General features: G+C 70.2%; 16 protein-coding genes. 15 read left to right on the top strand and 1 reads right to left on the bottom strand.

Annotated features, from left to right (window positions below; translation table 11 throughout):
* Positions 1–48: 48 nt before the first annotated feature.
* On the top strand, positions 49–882 hold the full coding sequence (gene prmC / locus DEI94_RS09135) for a peptide chain release factor N(5)-glutamine methyltransferase (protein WP_181441713.1): 834 nt from the start codon (positions 49–51) through the stop codon (positions 880–882).
* Here prmC and DEI94_RS09130 read toward each other — a convergent pair.
* On the bottom strand, positions 879–1,574 hold the full coding sequence (locus DEI94_RS09130) for an HAD family hydrolase (RefSeq protein WP_258377929.1): 696 nt from the start codon (positions 1,572–1,574) through the stop codon (positions 879–881). The genes prmC and DEI94_RS09130 overlap by 4 nt on opposite strands.
* Positions 1,575–1,610: 36 nt before the next feature.
* Between DEI94_RS09130 and DEI94_RS09125 the strand changes: the two genes are divergently transcribed.
* From DEI94_RS09125 to DEI94_RS09060, 14 genes are all read left to right on the top strand, one after another.
* Positions 1,611–2,285, top strand: coding sequence for an L-threonylcarbamoyladenylate synthase (locus tag DEI94_RS09125; protein WP_111009198.1), 675 nt, complete (start codon positions 1,611–1,613; stop codon positions 2,283–2,285).
* The gene (locus DEI94_RS09120) at positions 2,282–3,553 is read left to right on the top strand and encodes an MraY family glycosyltransferase (RefSeq protein ID WP_111009197.1); all 1,272 of its coding nucleotides are present in this window, start codon (positions 2,282–2,284) and stop codon (positions 3,551–3,553) included. The genes DEI94_RS09125 and DEI94_RS09120 overlap by 4 nt, the downstream gene beginning before the upstream one ends.
* Entirely contained in the window at positions 3,553–4,032 is a 480-nt protein-coding gene (locus tag DEI94_RS09115) for a Cg1360 family ATP-synthase-associated protein (protein ID WP_111025663.1), read from the top strand. Before DEI94_RS09120 ends, DEI94_RS09115 begins: the two co-directional genes overlap by 1 nt.
* 104 nt (positions 4,033–4,136) lie before the next feature.
* Positions 4,137–4,997: a F0F1 ATP synthase subunit A gene (gene atpB / locus DEI94_RS09110; RefSeq protein WP_111025719.1), complete on the top strand. Its 861-nt coding sequence runs from the start codon at positions 4,137–4,139 to the stop codon at positions 4,995–4,997.
* A gap of 56 nt (positions 4,998–5,053) precedes the next feature.
* Positions 5,054–5,287: an ATP synthase F0 subunit C gene (gene atpE / locus DEI94_RS09105; RefSeq protein WP_092096151.1), complete on the top strand. Its 234-nt coding sequence runs from the start codon at positions 5,054–5,056 to the stop codon at positions 5,285–5,287.
* Between the two features lie 8 nt (positions 5,288–5,295).
* Positions 5,296–5,856, top strand: a complete 561-nt coding sequence (locus DEI94_RS09100; RefSeq protein ID WP_111009195.1) for a F0F1 ATP synthase subunit B — start codon at positions 5,296–5,298, stop codon at positions 5,854–5,856.
* A gap of 2 nt (positions 5,857–5,858) precedes the next feature.
* Positions 5,859–6,653: a F0F1 ATP synthase subunit delta gene (locus tag DEI94_RS09095; protein ID WP_111013229.1), complete on the top strand. Its 795-nt coding sequence runs from the start codon at positions 5,859–5,861 to the stop codon at positions 6,651–6,653.
* Between the two features lie 151 nt (positions 6,654–6,804).
* Positions 6,805–8,442: a F0F1 ATP synthase subunit alpha gene (atpA, locus tag DEI94_RS09090; protein WP_111009193.1), complete on the top strand. Its 1,638-nt coding sequence runs from the start codon at positions 6,805–6,807 to the stop codon at positions 8,440–8,442.
* A gap of 55 nt (positions 8,443–8,497) precedes the next feature.
* Positions 8,498–9,400, top strand: a complete 903-nt coding sequence (locus tag DEI94_RS09085; protein WP_111013230.1) for a F0F1 ATP synthase subunit gamma — start codon at positions 8,498–8,500, stop codon at positions 9,398–9,400.
* 41 nt (positions 9,401–9,441) lie between these two features.
* Complete coding sequence (atpD, locus tag DEI94_RS09080) at positions 9,442–10,902, top strand: F0F1 ATP synthase subunit beta (protein WP_111009191.1); 1,461 nt, start codon at positions 9,442–9,444, stop codon at positions 10,900–10,902.
* Between the two features lie 2 nt (positions 10,903–10,904).
* Positions 10,905–11,183 (top strand): F0F1 ATP synthase subunit epsilon, encoded by a 279-nt coding sequence (locus DEI94_RS09075; RefSeq protein ID WP_111009190.1) that lies wholly within the window; start codon positions 10,905–10,907, stop codon positions 11,181–11,183.
* Positions 11,180–11,953 carry a YaaA family protein gene (locus DEI94_RS09070; protein ID WP_111025718.1) on the top strand — a complete coding sequence of 258 codons (774 nt, stop codon included), beginning with the start codon at positions 11,180–11,182 and terminating at the stop codon, positions 11,951–11,953. The genes DEI94_RS09075 and DEI94_RS09070 overlap by 4 nt, the downstream gene beginning before the upstream one ends.
* Before the next feature lie 70 nt (positions 11,954–12,023).
* Positions 12,024–12,605 carry an FHA domain-containing protein gene (locus tag DEI94_RS09065; RefSeq protein WP_111025662.1) on the top strand — a complete coding sequence of 194 codons (582 nt, stop codon included), beginning with the start codon at positions 12,024–12,026 and terminating at the stop codon, positions 12,603–12,605.
* Between the two features lie 13 nt (positions 12,606–12,618).
* Entirely contained in the window at positions 12,619–13,446 is an 828-nt protein-coding gene (locus DEI94_RS09060; RefSeq protein ID WP_111009188.1) for a PP2C family protein-serine/threonine phosphatase, read from the top strand.
* Positions 13,447–13,489 lie beyond the last annotated feature (43 nt).

Below are 13,489 nucleotides of genomic sequence, written 5' to 3'. Positions count from 1 at the left end.
GCCCGGCAGTCGACCGAGGCCGACGGCGCGTTCCCGGCGGATCGCCTCCTGCGGGAAGCGGCGGCCGCGTTGGCCGCGGCCGGTGTGCCGTCCCCGGACGTCGACGCCGAGCTGCTGCTCGTGTGGGCGACCACGACGTCGCGCGGGGCGGTGCTCGCCCGCGCGGTCACCGGCGGTCTCGTCCAGCCGGCGCACGTCGCGGCCTTCCGGCTGGCCGTGGCGCGTCGACGGACCCGCGAACCGCTGCAGCACATCACGGGCGAGGCCCACTTCCGTGCGCTGACGCTCGCGGTCGGCCCGGGGGTGTTCGTGCCCCGTCCGGAGACCGAGTCCGTCGCGCAGTTCGCGATCGACGCGGCGCGGGCCACGGCCGTCGCGGGGCCCGTCGTGGTCGACCTCGGGTCGGGGAGCGGCGCCATCGCCCTCGCGGTCGCCACCGAGGTCCCGACCGCCCGGGTCGTCGCCGTCGAGCGGTCACCCGAGGCGCTGCCCTGGACGCGCCGGAACATCGACGCCCACGGCGGGACGGTCCGGCTCGTCGAGGGCGACCTCGCCGACGCGGTGCCCGACCTCGACGGGACCGTGCACGTCGTCGTGTCGAACCCGCCCTACGTGCCGGACGACGCCGTGCCTCGTGATCCCGAGGTCCGGGACCACGACCCGGCGGTCGCGCTCTACGGAGGCCCGGACGGTCTCGACGCCGTCCGTGCGCTCGCCCGGACGGCCCGCCGGTTGCTCGTGCCCGGCGGCGCACTCGTCGTCGAACACGCGGAGCACCAGGGGGCGGCAGTGCGGGACGTGCTCGCTGCCGAGGGGTTCCGGCGTCCGGAGACCCACCAGGACCTCACCGGTCGGGACCGCACGACCACCGCGACCCGTTAGTCCTGCTGCTCCGGGCCTCCCCGCCGGCCGTGCTCGGCGACGAACGCGGCGACGGCGGCGACGAGGTCCGTGTCGGGCGTGACGTGGACGGCGGTGATGCCGACGCGCCGCGCGCCCTCGACGTTCTCGACCCGGTCGTCGGCGAAGAACGTGCGGACGGCGGGCACGCCGTGGTGACGGAGGGCGCTGCGGAAGACCTCGGGGTCGGGCTTGCGGGCACCGAAGTCGCTCGAGGTGTTCAGGTGCTCGCCGAACAGCGCGGGCAGTTCGGGTGCCCAACGCGCGATGTGCCGGGCCGCGAGAGGGCCGTTGTTCGTGAGCAGCGCGACGCGCCCGGCCTGGGCGGCGATCCGGACGGCGTCGAGGGCGCGGGGGATCGGGGTCATCGCCGAGCCGCGGATCCGTGACCACTCCTGCTCGGGGACGCGGCACCCGAGCGCGGTCTCGAGCGCCGCGAGGTACGAGTCGCCGTCCGGCCAGTGTCCTGCCTCGGCCCGCCACTCACCCTCGTCGTTCCACCACCGTCGGCGCAGCTCGTCGAGGTCGTGCCCGGTGAGCGCCGTCATGCCCGCCATCCGGGTGCGCCAGTCGTACCGGTAGAGGACGTCGTCCATGTCGAACAGGAACAGGAGCGACGGTGCCGGGGCGGTCGCGTGCGAGGACGCGCCGGAGACAGGGTGTTGGCGGTCCACGATGCCTCCATCCTCCCGCACTATCATGGGCGGGCCATGGCCTCCCGACACGACTGCTCCGATGCTGACGGACTCCTGACCGGCATGCGGCTCGCACGGGCCGCGCTCGGTCGCGGGGAGCTCGTCGTCGTCCCCACCGACACCGTCTACGGTCTCGCGGCCGACGCCTTCTCGGCGAAGGCCGTGCAGCGCCTGCTCGACGCCAAGGGCCGCACGCGGCAGTCGCCGCCACCCGTCCTCATCCCGGGGATCGCCACGCTGGACGCCCTCGCAGCCGAGGTCCCGGAGGTCGTGCGTGACCTCGTCGCGGAGTTCTGGCCGGGCGGCCTCACGGTCATCCTCCCGGCGCAGCCGTCGCTCGACTGGGACCTCGGCGAGACCCGGGGCACCGTCGCGCTGCGCATGCCGGACCAGCGCATCGCGCTCGAGCTCCTGCACGAGGTCGGTCCGCTCGCGGTGTCGAGCGCCAACGCCACGGGCGTGCCCGCCGCGATGGACGTCGACGAGGCCGAGGCCATGCTCGGGGACAGCGTCGCGGTGTACCTCGACGGTGGCCGGCTCGCCCCGCACGAGGGCGTCGCGGCCTCGACCGGCTCGACCATCGTCGACGCGACCGGTCTCGCGACCGGGGGCGGGCTCCGCATCGTCCGGCACGGGGTGATCCCCGACGCAGAGATCGAGCGCGTCGCCGGTGGCGACCTCGTCACATGAGGTACTACCTGCTCGCCGGGGCCATCGCGGCCGCCGTGAGCTTCGGGCTGAGCTGGGTCGTGTGGAAGCTCGGGATGCGGTACCGGTGGTACCCGAAGGTCCGCGAGCGTGACGTGCACCGGACGCCGACCCCGCGCCTCGGCGGGATCGCGATGTTCCTCGGGATCATCGTGTCGCTGCTGTGCGCGTGGTTCGTGTTCCCGCACATCGCGGGCGTCGACTACTTCCGGCTCGTGTTCGCCGAGCCCGGTCGTGTCCTGGCGGTCCTGGCGGGCGCCACGATCATCGTCGTGCTCGGGGTCGCCGACGACATCTGGGACCTCGACTGGATGACGAAGCTCGCCGGCCAGATCATCGCGGCGGGCATCCTCGCCTGGCAGGGCGTCGCGATCGTGTCGCTCCCGATCGGCAACTCGCTCACGGTCGGCTCGAGCTACATGTCGCTCATCTTCACGGTGCTCGCGGTGGTCCTCGTCATGAACGCCGTCAACTTCATCGACGGTCTCGACGGGCTGGTCGCGGGCGTCGCGATCATCGGCGGCGGCGTGTTCTTCCTGTACAGCTTCTTCGTGAACCGCATCGTCGTGCAGACCGAGTTCTTCTTCAACCTGCCGTCCCTCCTGACCGCGGTCCTCGTCGGTGCCTGCTTCGGCTTCCTGCTGCTCAACTGGCATCCCGCCAAGCTGTTCATGGGTGACGCCGGAGCGCTGCTCGTCGGGTTCCTCATGGCGACGAGCGCGGTGTCGCTCACGGGCAACATCGACCCCGCGGCGGTGCACACGCGGACGCAGCTGCTCCCGGTGTTCATCCCGATCCTGCTGCCCTTCGCGATCCTCGTCGTGCCCATGCTCGACTTCGGACTCGCGGTGTTCCGCCGGGTGAGCGCGGGGAAGTCCCCGTTCTCGGCCGACCGCAAGCACCTCCACCACCGGCTGCTCGACATGGGACACTCGCACTTCCACGCGGTGCTCATCTTCTACGGCTGGACCGCCGTCGTGGCCGTCGGGGGCCTGCTGTTCCTGTTCCTGCCCTGGTACTGGGTGCTCGCGTTCGTGACGGTCGGTTTCCTCGTGTGCGCCGTCGTCACGTTCGCGCCCCTCGGCAGGAAACGCGCCGAGATCGTCGCCCAGAGCGCGGCGGGTGGCGAGGTCCCGGTCGACCCGGCCCTCGATCCCCTCGACCGCGCCGCGTCCCGCCGCGACGGCGCCCGCACCATCCCGGACGCGGCGCCAGCGCCGCGCCGACCGACCACCGGAGAGTCCCGCTGATGAGCACCCCCGCGCCGAACGCGCTCGACCACGTCCGCCCGGTCTTCCGCCGGATCCTCGTCCAGGGAGCCGTGCTCGCGGTCGTCCTCGCCGTCGTCGGCGGCGTCGTCGGGCTCCTCGTCGCGGGTGGTCCCGGCCTGGCCGGTGGTCTCGTCGGCGCCGTGATGAGCGTGGTGTTCCTGGGCCTGACGGCCGCGAGCGTGCTCGTCGCGCTCCGGGTCTCCCGCGGGCAGATGATCAGCGGTGCCTTCTTCGGCATCGTGATGGGCACCTGGCTCGTCAAGTTCATCCTGTTCGTGGTGATCCTCGCCGTCCTGCGGGACCAGGACTGGGTGGACCGCGTCGTCATGGCGGTCGCGATCATCGTCGGCATCGTCGGGAGCCTCGTCATCGACGTCTCGGCGGTCGCGCGCGCTCGTGTGCCCATCGACGTGCCGCTGCCGGGAGGTCGCGACGGCCGGTCGGACCCTCGCGCCTGAGAGACCGAGAAGGCTCCCACACCTGATAGGCTTCTGGAAGTCCGTGTCGCCGAGCCCCGTTGCTCCGATCGGATCGCCTCCACTCAGTCCACCTCCGCGTGCTCATTGCGCGCTCGACACAGGAGACAGCGCTGCTATCCCACGCTCTTCCCCTGTCCCTCACCGCTGCGGGTTCGACCGTCGCGGCGGGGAGCAGTGACGCCGCGACGTTCCAGGGTCCCTCGATCAACGAGTTCTTCCCCGACCCGATCTTCTTCGCGGGAACCCCGATCGAGATCGACCGGCTCGTCATCATCCGGTTCATCGCGGTCGCTGTGCTGCTCGTGTTCGCCTTCGCCGGGACCCGGGCGCTCAAGCTCGTCCCGAACCGTGGGCAGGCGATGATCGAGTACGGCTTCGACGTCGTGCGGCGCAACGCGTTCGACAACCTGGGCGAGCGCGAGGGTCGGCGTTACCTGCCGCTGCTCGCCTCGATCTTCTTCGGCGTGCTGTTCATGAACCTCAGCGGACTCATCCCGGGTCTCAACCTGCAGGGCACCAGCCGCATCGCGATGCCGGCATTGCTCGCGGTGATCGCCTACATCGCGTTCATCTACGCCGGACTCCGGAAGCACGCCGGGACGTTCCTCCGGAACGCGCTGTTCCCGCCCGGTGTGCCCTGGTACCTGTACATCATCGTGACGCCGATCGAGTTCGTCTCGACGTTCGTGCTCCGGCCGATCACGCTCACGCTGCGACTCCTCATGAACATGGTCGTCGGGCACCTGCTGCTCGTCCTGTTCTTCTCGGCGACGTGGTTCTTCTTCTTCGAGTCGCACGGCCTGTTCAAGGTCTTCGGGATCGGGACGCTCGCGTTCGGGATCGCGTTCAGCTTCTTCGAGATCCTGGTGGCGCTCCTCCAGGCCTACGTCTTCATGCTCCTCACCGCTGTGTACATCCAGCTCGCGCTGGCTGACGAGCACTAACGAACCTCACTCCGGTCCCGGCGTCCGCCGGGACCGACCCCCAGGAAGGAAAACACGTGGACGCAACGACCGTTCTCGCGGCAATCAACGGCAACATCGCGACGGTTGGCTACGGCCTCGCGGCGATCGGCCCGGCCATCGGCGTCGGCATCGTGGTGGGCAAGACGATCGAGTCGGTCGCCCGCCAGCCCGAGCTCCAGGGCCGCCTGACGACCCTGATGTACATCGGTATCGCCTTCACCGAGGCGCTCGCCTTCATCGGCATCGCCACGTACTACATCTTCGCGTAAGGCTCCCGATGCAGAACGCACTGATCACCGCGGCCGGGGAGACGCACAACCCGCTCCTCCCCGAGACGTATGACATCCTCTGGTCGCTCGTCGCGTTCATCATCATCTTCATCGTGTTCTGGCGTGTCGTCACGCCGCGCATCACGAAGATGCTCGACGAGCGCACGGAGGCCATCGAGGGCGGCATCAAGAAGGCCGAGGCAGCCCAGCAGCAGGCCGTCGCCGCGCTCGACGAGTACAACAAGCAGCTCGCCGACGCCCGTGCCGAGGCCGCGCGCATCCGTGAGCAGGCCCGTGCCGACGCGACCGCGATCGGCAACGAGGTCCGCGAGCAGGCCGCGGCCGACGCCGCGCGTATCACCGCGAACGCGCAGGCCCAGATCGAGGCCGAGCGTGCGAGCGCCGTGCAGTCGCTGCGCTCCGAGGTCGGGTCGCTCGCGATCGACCTCGCGTCCGGTGTCATCGGCGAGTCCCTCAAGGACGACGCGAAGGCCGCCGCGGTGGTCGATCGGTTCCTCGCCGACCTCGAGGCGTCGTCCGCGCGGTCCGAGGCCGGAACGGAGCACTGAGGATGCGTAGCGCCACCAGGACCGCACTCGAGGCCGTCCGCGAGACCCTCGCGGAGCTCGGAGACGCCGCGGACCTGTCCGCCGGTGTCGAGATCCTCTCGGCGGGCCGGACCATCGCCGGCGCTCCCCAGCTCCTCGGTGTGTTCGGCGACGCCACGGCGGACGCGGACGGCAAGCGTGCGCTCGTCCAGCGGGTGTTCGCGTCGCGCTCGGACGCGGTCCGCGCGGTGCTCTCGGCGGTCGTCGCGGAGCGGTGGTCGTCGCACCGGGACCTCCTCGCGGGCATCGAGGACGCGGGCATCCGCGCTCTCGCGCGCAGTGCCGGACCCGAGACGTCGATCGAGCGCGAGCTCTTCACGTTCGAGACCGCCGTCCGTTCCGATGCCGACCTCGAGCTCGCACTCGGCACGAAGCTCGGGAGCCCCGAGCAGAAGGCCGCACTGGTGGAGCGACTGCTCGACGGCAAGGCCTCGGCGCAGACCATCGCGATCCTGTCGGCCCTCGTGCAGCAGCCGCGCGGTCGCCGGATCGGTGAGATCGTGCGGGCCGCGTCCGAGATCGTCGCTGCGGAGGCGGACCAGGTCGTCGCCGTGGTGATCAGCGCCGCACCGCTCGAGCACGAGCAGCGGGATCGCCTCGGCCGGACGCTCGCCAACCGGTACGGGCGCACGATCAACTTGAACGAGGTCGTGGACCCCACCGTCGTCGGCGGCATCCGGGTCCAGGTCGGCGGCGACGTCATCGACGGCACCGTCAACACGCGGCTCCAGCAGTTGCGTCTCGAGTTCGCCGGTTGAGCACGAGGTCGGGGGCAGGACGTACCCTCGACACCACACGGTCAGCAGCAACGCGTCCGAGATGAACCAGGGTGGGGCCGTCGAGGTCCGACTCGAACGGGCACACACACCTCGGGGCCACCGGTCTCGAAAACCAACAAGGAATATCCCCATGGCAGACATCACCATCAGCCCCGATGAGATCCGTGATGCCCTGAAGGACTTCGTCTCGAACTACGAGCCGACGAAGGCCTCCACGGCCGAGGTCGGTCACGTGATCGACGCAGCCGACGGCATCGCCCACGTCGAGGGCCTCCCCGGCGTCATGGCCAACGAGCTGATCCGCTTCGCGGACGGCACGCTCGGCCTCGCTCAGAACCTCGACGAGGACGAGATCGGCGTCATCGTGCTCGGCGAGTTCGCCGGCGTCGAAGAGGGCCAGGAAGTCACCCGCACCGGCGAGGTGCTCTCCGTCCCCGTCGGCGACGGGTACCTCGGGCGCGTCGTGGACCCGCTCGGCACCCCGCTCGACGGCCTCGGCGAGATCGCGTCGGAGGGCCGCCGCGCCCTCGAGCTCCAGGCTCCGGGCGTCATGGCCCGCAAGTCGGTGCACGAGCCGATGCAGACCGGCATCAAGGCCATCGACGCCATGATCCCGATCGGCCGCGGTCAGCGTCAGCTCATCATCGGCGACCGCCAGACCGGCAAGACGGCCATCGCGATCGACACGATCATCAACCAGAAGGCCAACTGGGAGTCTGGCGACGTCGACAAGCAGGTGCGCTGCATCTACGTCGCGATCGGCCAGAAGGGTTCGACGATCGCCTCCGTCAAGGGTGCGCTCGAGGACGCCGGCGCGATGGAGTACACCACCATCGTCGCCGCCCCCGCCTCCGACCCCGCGGGCTTCAAGTACCTCGCCCCGTACACCGGCTCGGCTATCGGTCAGCACTGGATGTACGGCGGCAAGCACGTCCTCATCATCTTCGACGACCTGTCGAAGCAGGCCGAGGCCTACCGCGCGGTGTCCCTCCTCCTCCGTCGTCCGCCGGGGCGCGAGGCCTACCCGGGTGACGTCTTCTACCTGCACTCCCGGCTCCTCGAGCGTTGCGCGAAGCTGTCCGACGAGCTCGGTGCCGGTTCGATGACGGGCCTGCCCATCATCGAGACGCGTGCCAACGACGTCTCGGCCTACATCCCGACGAACGTGATCTCGATCACGGACGGGCAGATCTTCCTGCAGTCGGACCTGTTCAACGCGAACCAGCGTCCGGCGGTCGACGTGGGCATCTCGGTGTCGCGCGTCGGGGGCGACGCCCAGGTCAAGTCGATCAAGAAGGTCTCCGGGACGCTCAAGCTCGAACTCGCCCAGTACCGGGCGCTTGAGGCCTTCGCGATGTTCGCTTCGGACCTCGACCAGGCCTCGCGTCGTCAGCTCGACCGCGGAGCCCGGCTCACCGAGCTCCTCAAGCAGCCGCAGTACTCGCCGTACCCCGTCGAGGACCAGGTCGTCTCGATCTGGGCCGGCACCAACGGCAAGCTCGACGAGGTCCCGGTGTCGGACGTCCTCCGGTTCGAGGCCGAGTTGCTCGACCACCTGAAGCGCAACACGTCGATCCTCGACACGCTGCGCGAGACGAACGTCCTCGACGACGACACGATCTCGGCGCTCGGTGCCGCGATCGACGACTTCAAGAAGGGGTTCCAGACGGGCGAGGGCAAGACGCTCGCCTCGGTCGGGAACGAGCAGTTCGCCGCTGCGGACGCCGACGACGTCGATCAGGAGCAGATCGTCCGCGGACGCCGCTGACCTCCGGGTCCGCGCGTCCTGACGAACTCCACCTCCCGAACAAGAACGGACAGCAATGGGAGCACAACTCCGGGTCTACCGGCAGCGCATCCGCTCGGCGCAGACGACCAAGAAGGTCACCCGCGCCATGGAGCTGATCTCCGCGTCGCGGATCCAGAAGGCGCAGGCCCGCATGGCCGCGTCCGGCCCGTACTCGCGGGCCGTGACGCGTGCCGTGTCCGCCGTGGCCACCTTCTCGAACGTCGAGCACGTGCTGACGACCGAACCGGCCAGCTCGACGCGTGCCGCGATCGTCGTGTTCACGTCGGACCGCGGGCTGAACGGCGCGTTCAGCTCGAACGTGCTGAAGCAGACCGAGGAGCTCGCGTCGCTGCTGCGCAGCGAGGGCAAGGACGTCGTCTACTACCTCGTGGGCCGGAAGTCGGTCGGGTACTTCTCGTTCCGCCAGCGTGACTCGGAGCGGCAGTGGATCGGCGGGACGGACCAGCCGTCCTTCTCGACGGCCAAGGAGATCGGCGACGCGGTCGTCGGCAAGTTCCTGCAGGAGACGTCCGAGGGCGGTGTGGACGAGATCCACATCGTGTTCAACCGGTTCGTGAGCCTCGTGACCCAGGAGCCGCAGGTCGTGCGACTGCTGCCGCTCGAGGTGGTCGAGGGAGTCGACGCTCCGGCGGACGACGCTCCGCTCCCGCTGTACGAGTTCGAGCCGGACGCGGACGCAGTCCTCGACGCCCTGTTGCCCGTCTACATCGAAAGCCGCATCTTCAACGCGATGCTGCAGTCCGCCGCCTCGGAGCACGCTGCTCGCCAGCGCGCGATGAAGTCCGCCAGTGACAACGCGGACTCGCTGATCCGCGACTTCACGCGGCTCGCGAACAACGCGCGTCAGGCCGAGATCACGCAGCAGATCTCCGAGATCGTCGGCGGTGCCGACGCGCTCTCCGGCACCAAGAAGTAACCCCACCAGGGTCAGAAACCATCCCCAGGAAGGCACCAGCCATGACCGACACCGCCACCATCGCGGTCGAGTCGTCGTCGGCACCCGGCGTCGGCCGGATCGCCCGCGTCACGGGCCCCGTCGTCGACATCGAGTTCCCGCACGACGCGATCCCCGACATCTACAACGCGCTCCACACGACGATCACGCTCGGCGAGAACCAGCAGGAGATCACGCTCGAGGTCGCCCAGCACCTCGGCGACGACCTGGTGCGCGCGATCGCCCTCAAGCCGACGGACGGCCTCGTCCGCGGCCAGGAGGTCCGCGACACCGGTGCGCCGATCTCGGTGCCGGTCGGTGACGTCACCAAGGGCAAGGTGTTCGACGTCACGGGGAACATCCTCAACGCCCAGCCCGGTGAGCACATCGAGATCACCGAGCGCTGGCCCATCCATCGCAAGGCCCCGGCGTTCGACCAGCTCGAGTCGAAGACCACGATGTTCGAGACGGGCATCAAGGTCATCGACCTCCTCACCCCGTACGTGCAGGGTGGCAAGATCGGCCTGTTCGGTGGTGCGGGTGTCGGCAAGACCGTCCTCATCCAGGAGATGATCCAGCGCGTCGCCCAGGACCACGGCGGTGTGTCGGTGTTCGCAGGCGTCGGTGAGCGCACCCGTGAGGGCAACGACCTCATCGGCGAGATGGACGAGGCCGGGGTCTTCGACAAGACCGCCCTGGTGTTCGGCCAGATGGACGAGCCGCCGGGAACGCGCCTCCGCGTGGCGCTGTCGGCCCTGACCATGGCCGAGTACTTCCGCGACGTCCAGCGGCAGGACGTGCTGCTGTTCATCGACAACATCTTCCGCTTCACGCAGGCGGGCTCCGAGGTCTCGACGCTGCTCGGTCGCATGCCGTCCGCGGTGGGCTACCAGCCGAACCTCGCCGACGAGATGGGGGTGCTCCAGGAGCGCATCACCTCGACGCGGGGCCACTCGATCACCTCGCTCCAGGCGATCTACGTGCCGGCCGACGACTACACCGACCCGGCGCCGGCCACGACGTTCGCACACCTCGACGCGACGACGGAGCTCTCGCGTGAGATCGCGTCGCAGGGCCTGTACCCGGCGGTCGACCCGCTCGCGTCGACCTCGCGCATCCTCGACCCGCGCTACCTGGGCCAGGACCACTACGAGACCGCGACCCGCGTCAAGCAGATCCTCCAGAAGAACAAGGAGCTGCAGGAGATCATCGCGATCCTCGGTGTGGACGAGCTCTCCGAAGAGGACAAGATCACCGTCGAGCGTGCTCGTCGGATCCAGCAGTTCCTCTCGCAGAACACCTACATGGCGAAGAAGTTCACGGGCGTCGAGGGCTCCACCGTCCCGCTCAAGGACACGATCGAGTCGTTCCGCGCCATCGCGGACGGCGAGTTCGACCACGTCGCCGTGCAGGCGTTCTTCAACGTCGGTGCGATCTCCGACGTCGAGGAGAAGTGGGCGCAGATCCAGAAGGAGAACCGCTGATCATGGCCGGTCTCACCGTGAGCGTCGTGTCGGCCGACCAAGAGGTCTGGACGGGCGACGCCACCATGGTCGTGGCCCGGACGACCGAGGGGCAGATCGGTGTCCTCGCGGGGCACGAGCCCATGCTCGCCATCCTCGCGCAGGGGCAGGTGCGGATCTCGCGCGCCGACGGGAGCACCGTCCACGCGGACGCCGAAGACGGCTTCCTGTCGGTCGAACACGACACCGTCACGATCGTGGCGCGCCAGGCCGCCCTCGCGTCCACCGGAGGACGGGCCTGAGCGGACTGACGATCCTCCTCCCGCCGTCGGAGACCAAGCGGGAGGGCGGTGACGACACGCGCCCCTTCGACCTCGGTGCGCTGTCGTTCCCGGAACTGACCAGTGAGCGGGTCGCGGTGATCGCCGCGGCCCGCTCCGTCAGTTCTGACGACGAGTCGGCGCGGTACGCGCTGCGACTCGGTCCGCGATCCGTGGGGGAGCGTCTCCGCAACCTCTCCCTGGAGGGTGCGCCGACCCTCCCGGCCGTGGAGCGGTACACGGGTGTCCTGTACGACCCACTCGACGCGTCCTCCGCGCCGCCGGCGGTCCGCGAGTGGTGGCACCGACACGTGATCGTGCAGTCCGCGATGTTCGGTCCCATCGCGGCTGGTGATCCGATCCCGGCCTACCGCCTGTCCCACGACGCGCGGCTGGGGAACCTCCGCCTGGGGAGCGTGTGGCCGGGGTCGACCGCGCGGGCGCTCGGATCGCGCGGAGTCGACGGCGTCGTGCTCGACCTCCGTTCCGAGGGGTACCGTGCGCTCGGGCCGGTGTCCGGATCGGTCCGGCTCCGCGTCGTGTCGGAGGGGACGGACGGCCGTCGCCGCGCGCTGAACCACTGGAACAAGACCGCGAAGGGCCGGCTCGTCTCCGCACTCGGTCGGGCTCAGATCGAGCCGGGGTCCATGTCGGACCTCGCCGACTGGGCTCGGACGGTCGGGATCGGGCTCGATCGGACGTCCGACGGATGGGACCTCGTGGCGGAGACCCTCGAACCCGCGACAGTGTGACGAGTGCAGCCCCTCGCGGGCAGGGGAGCACGGTCGACTACGGTGGAACGACCGATCCGGGGAGGTGGACATGGGCGAGGACGACGACACCATCCTCGGACGTCCGGTGACGCGGCCGTCCCCGCCGCATCCCCACGTGCGGCACGCCCGTGACGACGGCGGTCCGGCGCGGCCCACGGCAGGGTCGACCACGACCGGGTCGCCGCATCCGGGCACCGACGGCGTCGAGTCCGGGCGCGTCCCGGCGATCCGGGTCGGCGAACAGGTCGTCCGGCTCGACCGGCCGGTGGTCATCGGTCGTCGTCCCGCACCACCGCGGGTGCCGCTCACCGCGCGGCCGCTGCTCGTCACCGTGCCCTCCCGGCACGGTGAGGTCTCGGGCTCGCACCTCGCCGTCCGCGCTGAGGGAACCGCCGTCGTCGTGGAGGACCTCGCGTCCACGAACGGCACGGTCGTGCGTGCCCCCGGTGCCCGTCCGTTCCGCATGCCCTCCGGTGCCGCGATCGTCGTGCTCACCGGTACGGTGGTGGACATCGGGGACGGCAACACCGTCGAGATCCTGTCCCGTCACCTCCGCATCCCGGAAGCGACCCGCGGCGGTCTGGCCGGTGACCCCCTCGACCTCCCACCGATCCCACGACACCACGACTGAGAGCGACCCACCCGTGACGGAACTCGGCCGACCGACGTCGGCGCACTCCCTGGCCCTGCCCGGTGCGGACGGCGGTGCCCTCACGCTCTCGTGGGGGGCCGCGACCGACGTCGGTCGGCGTCGCGACCACAACGAGGACAGCTACCTCGTCGAGTCGCCGTTCTTCGTCGTGGCGGACGGCATGGGCGGCCACCTCGCGGGGGACCGGGCGAGCGACGCGGTGGTCCGTCGTCTCGGGGCGCTCCGCGACGTCTTCGCCTCGGAGGACGCGATCCAGGCCGCGCTCGTGCGCGCGACCTCGGACATCGAGCGCGCGGCCGGGGGCAACGCGATCGGTGCCGGCACCACCGTGACGGGCGTCGCGATCATCGCGGCAGGGGGCGTCCCCGCGGCGCTCGTGTTCAACGTCGGGGACTCCCGGACCTACCGTGTCGAGAACGGCGCGATGCGACGGGTGACCGTCGACCACTCGGTGGTCCAGGAGATGGTGGATGCCGGGCTGCTCCGCGCCGAGGACGCCGAGTCCCACCCGGACAGCAACGTCATCACGCGCGCGGTCGGGTTCGGCGAGACGCCGGAGCCCGACTTCTGGACGCTGCCGCTGCACGCGGGTGACCGCTACATCATCTGCTCCGACGGTCTCACAAAGGAGATCGGCGACGTGGGGATCTCCCGGATCGCGGCGAAGGTGGACGACCCGCAGCAGCTCGCCGAGCGCCTGGTGGGTGACGCGATCGTCGCCGGTGGCCGCGACAACGTGACGGTCGTGGTCCTGCAGGTCGACGCCGCGCCGCACGCCGACGACGTCGAGGACACCTTGCCCCGCCACCGGTCCGCCTGAGGTCCGTCACCACCCCCGAACTGGGGTGCCGACGCCGTGCAGT

This window comes from Curtobacterium sp. MCBD17_040 (assembly GCF_003234805.2).
Classification (GTDB): Bacteria; Actinomycetota; Actinomycetes; order Actinomycetales; family Microbacteriaceae; genus Curtobacterium.
Note: the sequence above shows the minus strand (reverse complement) of the source record. Positions and strands in the feature narration are given on the sequence as shown.

Bases quoted from the DNA above. Each gene is read 5' to 3' on its own strand.
- DEI94_RS09125 (WP_111009198.1), top strand. From the start codon at position 1,611: ATGGCCTCCCGACACGACTGCTCCGATGCTGACGGACTCCTGACCGGC.
- DEI94_RS09120 (WP_111009197.1), top strand. From the start codon at position 2,282: ATGAGGTACTACCTGCTCGCCGGGGCCATCGCGGCCGCCGTGAGCTTC.
- DEI94_RS09115 (WP_111025663.1), top strand. From the start codon at position 3,553: ATGAGCACCCCCGCGCCGAACGCGCTCGACCACGTCCGCCCGGTCTTC.
- DEI94_RS09100 (WP_111009195.1), top strand. From the start codon at position 5,296: ATGCAGAACGCACTGATCACCGCGGCCGGGGAGACGCACAACCCGCTC.
- DEI94_RS09095 (WP_111013229.1), top strand. From the start codon at position 5,859: ATGCGTAGCGCCACCAGGACCGCACTCGAGGCCGTCCGCGAGACCCTC.
- atpA (WP_111009193.1), top strand. From the start codon at position 6,805: ATGGCAGACATCACCATCAGCCCCGATGAGATCCGTGATGCCCTGAAG.
- DEI94_RS09085 (WP_111013230.1), top strand. From the start codon at position 8,498: ATGGGAGCACAACTCCGGGTCTACCGGCAGCGCATCCGCTCGGCGCAG.
- atpD (WP_111009191.1), top strand. From the start codon at position 9,442: ATGACCGACACCGCCACCATCGCGGTCGAGTCGTCGTCGGCACCCGGC.
- DEI94_RS09075 (WP_111009190.1), top strand. From the start codon at position 10,905: ATGGCCGGTCTCACCGTGAGCGTCGTGTCGGCCGACCAAGAGGTCTGG.
- DEI94_RS09065 (WP_111025662.1), top strand. From the start codon at position 12,024: ATGGGCGAGGACGACGACACCATCCTCGGACGTCCGGTGACGCGGCCG.